The organism is Ruegeria sp. AF5 (assembly GCF_056541905.1).
The window spans coordinates 1-7,685 of record NZ_JBQFYZ010000034.1 but is presented as its reverse complement, the minus strand read 5'-3'; the positions used below and the strand labels follow the sequence as shown (position 1 = coordinate 7,685).

Genomic DNA, 7,685 nt, shown 5'->3' with positions numbered 1-7,685 from the left:
CCAGCGGATACTGAACCGGCATCTCCCACCCGGCAAAATCAACCATCTTGCCGCCCAACTCAACGTGAAGCCCAAAAAGCGGCGTGCGTCTAATCTCGGTCATCTTGGATACCTTTTCGTATCTTTCGGTTTGGAACGCATTCCCGTCAGTCTGCCTCAAGTAGTCAATATTGCAACGATTCCGGTCAACTTGCGAACCGACGCGCCGCCTGTGGGGCAAGTCTGTATACGGGCGTATGCATCCATTGCGTTCCTATAGGAAACTTTTTTCCGTTAGGCAACATTTGTCATTTGGCCTCTGCAAGGGTTTGCCGGTCAAAGCTTTGAACGCGACGATAACACCAGGCAAGCCGACTGCAATGGCCTGAAAAAACGGTATTTTGCCTGCACCTTATCGCGCCTGTCCGACAAGTGACTGCACCGCGAGATCCAGCACCCTCAGCCCGGCGACAAGATCGCTTTCGGCGGTATCTTCGGCAAAATCGTGGCTGATACCGTTGATTGAGGGCACGAACAGCATCGCAACGGGCATCAGGCGCGACACGTTTGTGGCATCGTGCAACGCGCCCGACGGCATCCTGCGCCATTTGCCGGGGGCCACCTGTTCGGCCCCATGTTCCAGCGCCGCGCGCAGCGTTTGATCCATCGTGACGGGTTCCAACCCGAGCAAAGGGCCGTAGGTCAGCACCATGTCCTGTTCGCTGGCTATTTCCTGCGCTGTGGTACGGATGATCTCCTCCATCCGCGACAGCCGATCCGGATCGCCATCGCGCCACTGCATCGAGAACCGCGCCCGACCCGGCACGATGGACGACGCATTGGGGTGAAGATCGACCCGACCGATGGTCCAGACGGTTTGTGGTGTCACCACGTTGCGAAACCGTTCGTTGAGGCGCGTGTTGAACAGTGACAACGCCTGAAACGCATCGCGGCGTAAATGCATCGGCGTGGTGCCCGCGTGATTCTGCTGCCCTTCGAAAGTGACCGACATTTCCCGGATGCCGGCGATATCGGTAACGACGCCGATCTGCTCGTTCGCAGCGTCCAGAGAGGGGCCCTGTTCGATATGCATCTCGACAAAGCCACTGAACCGCGCGGGATCGACAAAACCCTGTGACAGGTTCGCCATGGAAGATCGGGCCTCGCCAAAGCTGACGCCGGCACCGTCGGTCAACGCATCGGCCTTGTCCAGCGGCAGACCGCCGGACCAGACCGCCGAGCCCGTGGTCACACCGAACCGGCCTTCTTCATCCTGAAAACTGACGACCGAGATCGGCCGGTCGCTGGACCGCGCGATCTCCAGCGCGGCAATCACGCCGAGCGCGCCGTCCAGCCAGCCGCCTTCGGGCTGGCTGTCGGAATGCGACCCCATGAGCAGAGAACGGCCAGGCGCCAGCCCGAACAGGTTGCCGACCGGGTCGAAATGCGGTGTCAGACCTGCGTCGGCCATACGGTCCGCCAGCCATTGGCGCGCCGCAATATCCGCTTTTGAATAGGCCGGGCGGATAACTCCTTTGCCCACACCCGAGGCACCGAATTCACGCAGCTTGTGCAGATCATCCAGAAAACGCGTGTGATCGACGGCCATGAATCCCTCCGGGCGCAGTTGGTCAGGGCGACCATAGCCAGAAACCGGACAGCTGCGAATGTTTTTCCGGCGAGATCAAGAAACCCCTCTGGTCCCGGCAAGGAACCTGCCCTAAGACTTCGGCGCAAGAGGGAGCGACATGTCACATATCACATTGGTGCGCCACGGGCAGGCAAACACGACAGCGCGCGACGAAGCAAGCTATGACAAGCTGAGCGATCTGGGCCATCAACAGGCCCGCTGGCTGGGCGCGCATCTGCGTGACACCCGCAGCCACTATACACGCGTCTATTGTGGCACCCTGACCCGCCACACCGAGACGGTCACCAGCATGGGATTGACCGATTCTGTCTGCGACGCACGGCTGAACGAGATCGAGTATTTCACCCTTGCACAGTTGTTCGAAGAACAGCACGGCGTCGAAATCCCGACCGATCGCGAGGGATTTGTCGAACACCTGCCCAAAACCTTCGCGGCCTGGGCCAGCGGAAAGATCGAGAACGCGCCGGAATCCTTCGACGCGTTTGAAGCCCGCGTCCGCGATGCATTGCACGAGATCGGGACCGAGGGCGGACCGGCCATCGTCGTGACCTCGGGCGGGTTGATCTCGATGGTGGTGCGGCAGGCGATGGGGTTGGACATCCCGTCGATGGCGCGGGTGGCCCTTGCCATCATGAACACGTCGATGCATCGTCTGCACCCGATTGGCGCACAGCTGAGCCCGGTCCTGTTCAATGCGGTGCCGCATCTGGAAGCACCCGACCGGCAGTTCGCGCAAACCCACCTCTAACCAGATCGGAGATCCCTGATGCAGCTTTATTATGCACCCCGAACCATCTCGGTCGCTGTTGCGATTGCTCTGGAAGAGGCCGGGCTGGACTATGAAGCAATCAAGCTGGACTTTGCCGATGGGGAACAGACAAAACCGGCCTACAAGCAGATCAATCCCAAGGGGCGCGTTCCGGCACTGGTGGTCGATGGCGGCATCCTGACCGAGACCGGCGCGTTGCTGGAATATATTGCGACCAAGGCACCCGAGGCCGAATTGGTGCCAGCTGATCCGGTCATGGCCGCCCGCATGCGCGAGGTGATGTTCTATCTGGCCTCGACCATGCATGTGAACCACGCCCACAAGCTGCGCGGGCATCGCTGGGCCGACAAGAAATCCAGCTGGAAAGACATGACGGACAAGGTGGCGCAAACGATGACCGCATCTTGCGACTATATCTCGTCAAACGGGTTGCGCGGGCCGTTTGTTCTGGGGGACGCGTTCTCTCTGGCCGATGCCTATCTTTATGTGGTTTGCAGCTGGCTGGAAGGCGACGGCGTCGATGTCTCGGCCTTTCCCAGGATCATCGCCTTCCGCGAGGCGATGGAGGCACGGCCTTCGGTGCAGGCGGTGCGCGCTGCCGGGATGCTCTGACAAAAGGAATTATGATGACACATCTCTGGGTCAGGGCGGAACAGCGCCCGAACGAAGAACGGGTTGGGCTGACACCGGAAGGGGCCGCGGTGCTGATCGCGGCCGGCATCCGCGTGACGGTTGAGGAAAGCCATGTCCGCGCCATTTCGATTGATGGCTACAAGGACGCCGGCTGCGCAATCGCGGCTGAGAATTCGTGGCCCGAAGCCCCGCTGGATGCGATCATCTTTGGCCTCAAGGAACTGCCCGAAGATGGCACCCCCCTGCCCCATCGCCACATCATGTTCGGCCACGCCTATAAGGGCCAGCATTCGGGTCGCGCGCTGCTGGAGCGGTTCAAGGCCGGGGGCGGTACGCTTTATGATCTGGAATACCTGGTGGGTGAGGATGGCCGCCGGGTTGCCGCCTTTGGCTATTGGGCTGGGTATGCAGGCGCTGCGGTAACGCTCAAGACATGGGCGGCGCAACAACGGGGCGAGGAATGCCCGCCGGTTGGGGTGTATGTAGGCAAAGACGCTCTGAACGCCGAATTGCTGGCCGAGTTGGACGCCACCGGAGCCCCACGCCCCCGCGCCATCGTCATCGGCGCTTTGGGCCGCGTGGGTACGGGGGCCGCAGACCTGTGCGACGCGATGGGCGTCGACGTCACCAAATGGGACATGGCGGAAACCGCCAGCGGCGGGCCGTTTCCCGAAATTCTGGACCACGACCTGTTCCTGAACTGCATTTTCGCGCGCCCCGGAACCCCGGTCTTTGTTCCGCGCGAGGCGTTGACTGCCCCGCGCAACCTGACCGCCATCGGCGATGTCGCCTGCGACCCGGACAGTGATTACAACCCGGTGCCGGTCTATGACCGTGCAACCACATGGGACGCGCCTGCTTTGCGCGTGGCAACCGATCCGGTGATGGACGTGATGGCCATCGATAACCTGCCGTCGATGCTGCCGGTCGAAAGTTCGGAAGATTATGCGGCACAGCTTCTGCCGTCGCTTCTGACCCTGACCGATCTGGACAACGGCGTCTGGGGTCGGGCAGAAGCGACTTACAAAACACATATCGAAGGGATCTGAGCGATGACGATTCACTGGTGTGGCACCGGCCTGTCGGCCATCCCCGGCCTGCGCCGTCTGATCGAAGGTGGCCACAAGGTCACCGTCTGGAACCGGACGATCGAAAAAGCCAAGGCCGAGGTTGGGGACCTGACCGACGATATTCGCGCCTTCGACATCGACGCACTGGGTGATGTGCTTGAGAAGGGCGACGTGATCGTGTCCATGCTGCCGGGCGACTGGCACGTACCACTGGCGGAACTGGCGATCTCGAAACAGGCCAATTTCGTGTCGTCGTCTTACATTGCGCCCGAAATGCGCGCACTGGACGACAAGGCGCGCGAAGCCGGTGTAGCACTGGTCAACGAAGTTGGTCTGGACCCGGGCATCGACCACCTGATGGCCCATGCACTGGTCGATGACTATCGCGCCTCGGACGCGTTCGATCCGCAAAACCACCTGAGTTTCATTTCCTATTGCGGTGGCATACCCAAAATCCCGAATCCGTTCCGCTATAAGTTCAGCTGGTCGCCGTTGGGTGTGCTCAAGGCGCTTCGGTCGCCATCGAAGTCGATCCGCGACTATGCCCCGCTGGACGTTGCCCGCCCGTGGGATGCGATCAGCAGCTATATCGCGCCACTGCCAACGCCGGAAAGTTTCGAAGTCTATCCCAACCGCGACTCGATCCCGTTCAAGGCGCAGTACCAGTTCGAGGATCACTGGCCCGTCAGGGAATTCGTCCGTGGCACCCTGCGCCTGAACGGTTGGGCGGATGCGTGGTCGGACGTGTTCCGTGAAATCGAAACCCTGTCGGGCCCGGAAGGGGATGCGCGTCTGAAAGAGATGTCCGACCAGTTCTGGGACGAAAACGCCTATGACGAGGGTGAGCCCGACCGCGTGGTGCTGTGTGTTGGACTGAAGGCCGAGAAAGACGGCGTCGAAGTCTGGCACAAGACCTATGTCATGGACGCCTGGGGCGACGAGCGCGGTACAGCAATGGCGCGCTTGGTATCGATCCCGGTTTCACTTGCCGTCGAGGCCGTTATGAACCGCGCCATCCCCGCAGGTGTTCACGCAGCCCCAAGCGACCCAAAACTGGTACAAGGCTGGATGGCCGAGATCGACCGACTGGCCCAGCACTTACAGATCGTGGATCATACGGCCTGATCGCACCCAAAAAGCCATTCCAGAGTTTCTGGAATGGCTTTTTTGAACAACATGATCGAGCAGGATCACAGGTTTTCAAACGGCGGGTGCGGAACAACCGATGTTGCCCTGCTCGCCACTTACCTGGGCCAGTTAACGGCGGGCAGGATTTGCCCGACGCAATCGCCAAAGCCGATCTGGAAGCCTTCGCCCTTGGCCGAACCGCGCAGGGTCAGGGTGTCTCCGTCTTCGATGAAAGTCCGGGTTTCGCCGGTATCGAGCGTGAAGGGCTCGCGACCAGCCCAGCTCATCTCCATCAGAGAACCGTATTCCGTCTTGGTTGGGCCTGAGATCGTGCCAGACCCCAGAAGGTCGCCCACATTCATCGCACAGCCGCCGATGGCGTGGTGGCAGAGCTGTTCGGCGGCCGAGTAATACATGCGGGAGTAGTTGGTTTCGCCAACGACGCTCGCCTTCTCGGCTCCATCAGGCTGCATCAGCACCTGAAGCTCAATGTCGTAAAGGCCGTCCTTTGAGCCGTCGAGGTAGGGCAGAAGCTTTTTCTCGCGTTCGGGCGTTGGCGCACGGAACGTTTCCAACGCGGCGGCGGTCACGATCCAGGGGCTGATCGAGGTGCCAAACGCCTTGCCCTGAAACGGTCCAAGCGGCTGGTATTCCCAGCCTTGGATGTCACGCGCGGACCAGTCGTTCAGCAGCACATAGCCGAAGATCATGTCGTCGGCTTCATCCACGGTGATCGGCTGGCCAAACTCGGACGGCTTGCCAACAATGGCGCCCATTTCCAGCTCGATATCCAAACGCATCGAGGGGCCAAAGCTGGGCATCTCGGCGTCGGGCGCTTTGCGCTGACCGTTCGGGCGGTGAATCGGCGTACCCGAGATCACAACCGAAGACGCGCGACCATTGTAACCGATCGGAATGTGCAGCCAGTTGGCCGGCAGTTCGGGCGAGCCGCGCAGGATCGCGCCCATGTTCGCGGCGTGCTGACGACCGGCAAAAAAATCGGTGTATTCGGACACAAGGAACGGCATGTGCAGCTCGGCATCGGCTTGGGCGACCAACAGAGGCTCAACAGTGTCACGTTCGGTCGAAGCCTCGCCCAGCAGCTGTTCCAGACGGGCGCGCAGGGCGGCCCATGCGTCCGATCCCTGCTCCATCAATTCATTCCAGAAGGGCACGTCGAAAACGGGTTCATCACCAATCTCGATCAGGCCAGCTTCTTCGGCTGCGTGCATATCAAGGATCATATCCCCGATGGCCACGCCGCAGCGCGGTGCGCTGTCTGAGGTCGAAAACACACCATAAGGCAGGTTGTTCAGGGGAAAGGGGGTCTCGGCAGAGTTCGCGCTGTCCACCCATGACTTTTTCAGTTGGCTCATGTGATCCTCACTCGGCATCCGGCTGTACCTCGGGTCGCGCATCGGCGAAGGCGGACAGGGCCAGACAGGTTTCTTCGATTTCGGTCAGACGCGCAAAGGGCGTCATGTCCACACCCCAGCGATGCCCGTTGTAAAGCTGCGATACAAGGCAGATATCCGCAAGCGATGGCATGTCGCCAAAGGAAAAGCGGGTGCCTTGGGGCAGCATAGCCTGAAACGCGGTCAGACCTTCGTTCATCCAGTGGACCATCCAGTCCACACTTTCCGCTTTGCTGTGCCCCATCCCGTCCAAATGTTGAACAACGCGCAGGTTGTTCACCGGATGGATGTCCAGCGCAATCACATGCGCCGCCGCCATCACCTTGGCCCGCGCAATCGGGTCGTCCGGCAGAAGCGCCGGGTCGGGATAGGCGCGGTCAAGATAATCAAGGATAGCCAGAGATTGGGTCAACTTGGTGCCATCCTCAATCTCTAACACAGGCACCCCCTTGCCGGGGTTCATCGCTTGATAGGCTGCGCTTCTTTGCTCGCCTTTCACCAGATTGACCGGGCAGCTTTCGAACGGCACACCCTTCAGATTTAATGCGATACGCACCCGATAGGATGTAGTCGATCTCCAATAGGTATATAACTTAAGACCCATCATTTCTTACCTGGCGTCCCGTCGAACTTCTTCTCAAGGCTGTCCCAGCAGTCGATGTAATTGTCCTGCAGCGGGGCTTCGTTCGCGGCGAAGGCTGTCAGGTGCTGCGGGAAGCGGGTCTCGAACATGAAGGACATGGTGTTGTCCAGCTTTTCAGGCCCAAGGTTCGAGTTCGAGGCACCCTCGAACGCGTCGCGGTCTGGCCCGTGCGGCAACATCATATTGTGCAGGCTGACGCCGCCGGGGATAAAGCCCTGCGGTTTGGCGTCATACTGGCCGTAAATGTTGCCCATTAGTTCGGACATGATGTTCTTGTGATACCACGGCGGACGGTGTCCGCCATCAGCACCCATGGAACAGACTAGGTTGATTGCGTAGCGGAGGATTTCAGGCTCATCGTAACCATCAGAGAGTGGAGATGAGAATGAAATCCGGG

At 60.2% G+C, this 7,685-nt stretch carries 8 protein-coding genes; 4 read left to right on the top strand and 4 right to left on the bottom strand.

Annotated features, from left to right (window positions below):
* Positions 1-391 precede the first annotated feature (391 nt).
* Positions 392-1,588, bottom strand: coding sequence for a Zn-dependent hydrolase (locus tag ACR0DS_RS20130; protein ID WP_480560849.1), 1,197 nt, complete (start codon positions 1,586-1,588; stop codon positions 392-394).
* A 139-nt stretch (positions 1,589-1,727) separates the two neighbouring features.
* Here ACR0DS_RS20130 and ACR0DS_RS20125 point away from each other — a divergent pair, with 139 nt between their 5' ends.
* Genes ACR0DS_RS20125 through ACR0DS_RS20110 form a run of 4 tightly spaced genes read left to right on the top strand, consistent with a single transcriptional unit; the run spans position 1,728 to position 5,227 of the window.
* Positions 1,728-2,378, top strand: coding sequence for a histidine phosphatase family protein (locus ACR0DS_RS20125; protein ID WP_480560847.1), 651 nt, complete (start codon positions 1,728-1,730; stop codon positions 2,376-2,378).
* A gap of 18 nt (positions 2,379-2,396) precedes the next feature.
* Positions 2,397-3,011 (top strand): glutathione S-transferase family protein, encoded by a 615-nt coding sequence (locus tag ACR0DS_RS20120; protein ID WP_480489467.1) that lies wholly within the window; start codon positions 2,397-2,399, stop codon positions 3,009-3,011.
* Positions 3,012-3,025: 14 nt separating this feature from the next.
* The gene (locus tag ACR0DS_RS20115) at positions 3,026-4,081 is read left to right on the top strand and encodes a saccharopine dehydrogenase (protein ID WP_480560845.1); all 1,056 of its coding nucleotides are present in this window, start codon (positions 3,026-3,028) and stop codon (positions 4,079-4,081) included.
* A gap of 3 nt (positions 4,082-4,084) precedes the next feature.
* The gene (locus ACR0DS_RS20110) at positions 4,085-5,227 is read left to right on the top strand and encodes a saccharopine dehydrogenase family protein (protein ID WP_480506486.1); all 1,143 of its coding nucleotides are present in this window, start codon (positions 4,085-4,087) and stop codon (positions 5,225-5,227) included.
* Positions 5,228-5,346: 119 nt separating this feature from the next.
* On the opposite strand, the gene fahA is transcribed toward ACR0DS_RS20110, so the two are convergent.
* The 3 genes from fahA to ACR0DS_RS20095 form a co-directional block, all read right to left on the bottom strand.
* Entirely contained in the window at positions 5,347-6,606 is a 1,260-nt protein-coding gene (fahA, locus tag ACR0DS_RS20105; RefSeq protein WP_480560843.1) for a fumarylacetoacetase, read from the bottom strand.
* A gap of 7 nt (positions 6,607-6,613) precedes the next feature.
* Positions 6,614-7,249, bottom strand: a complete 636-nt coding sequence (gene maiA / locus ACR0DS_RS20100; protein ID WP_480540080.1) for a maleylacetoacetate isomerase — start codon at positions 7,247-7,249, stop codon at positions 6,614-6,616.
* A partial coding sequence (locus ACR0DS_RS20095) for a homogentisate 1,2-dioxygenase domain-containing protein (RefSeq protein WP_480616926.1) occupies positions 7,249-7,685 on the bottom strand: 437 nt, incomplete at its 5' end. The genes maiA and ACR0DS_RS20095, both read right to left, overlap by 1 nt.

Bases quoted from the DNA above. Each gene is read 5' to 3' on its own strand.
- ACR0DS_RS20125 (WP_480560847.1), top strand. From the start codon at position 1,728: ATGTCACATATCACATTGGTGCGCCACGGGCAGGCAAACACGACAGCG.
- maiA (WP_480540080.1), bottom strand. From the start codon at position 7,249: ATGGGTCTTAAGTTATATACCTATTGGAGATCGACTACATCCTATCGG.
- ACR0DS_RS20120 (WP_480489467.1), top strand. From the start codon at position 2,397: ATGCAGCTTTATTATGCACCCCGAACCATCTCGGTCGCTGTTGCGATT.
- ACR0DS_RS20130 (WP_480560849.1), bottom strand. From the start codon at position 1,588: ATGGCCGTCGATCACACGCGTTTTCTGGATGATCTGCACAAGCTGCGT.
- ACR0DS_RS20110 (WP_480506486.1), top strand. From the start codon at position 4,085: ATGACGATTCACTGGTGTGGCACCGGCCTGTCGGCCATCCCCGGCCTG.
- fahA (WP_480560843.1), bottom strand. From the start codon at position 6,606: ATGAGCCAACTGAAAAAGTCATGGGTGGACAGCGCGAACTCTGCCGAG.
- ACR0DS_RS20115 (WP_480560845.1), top strand. From the start codon at position 3,026: ATGACACATCTCTGGGTCAGGGCGGAACAGCGCCCGAACGAAGAACGG.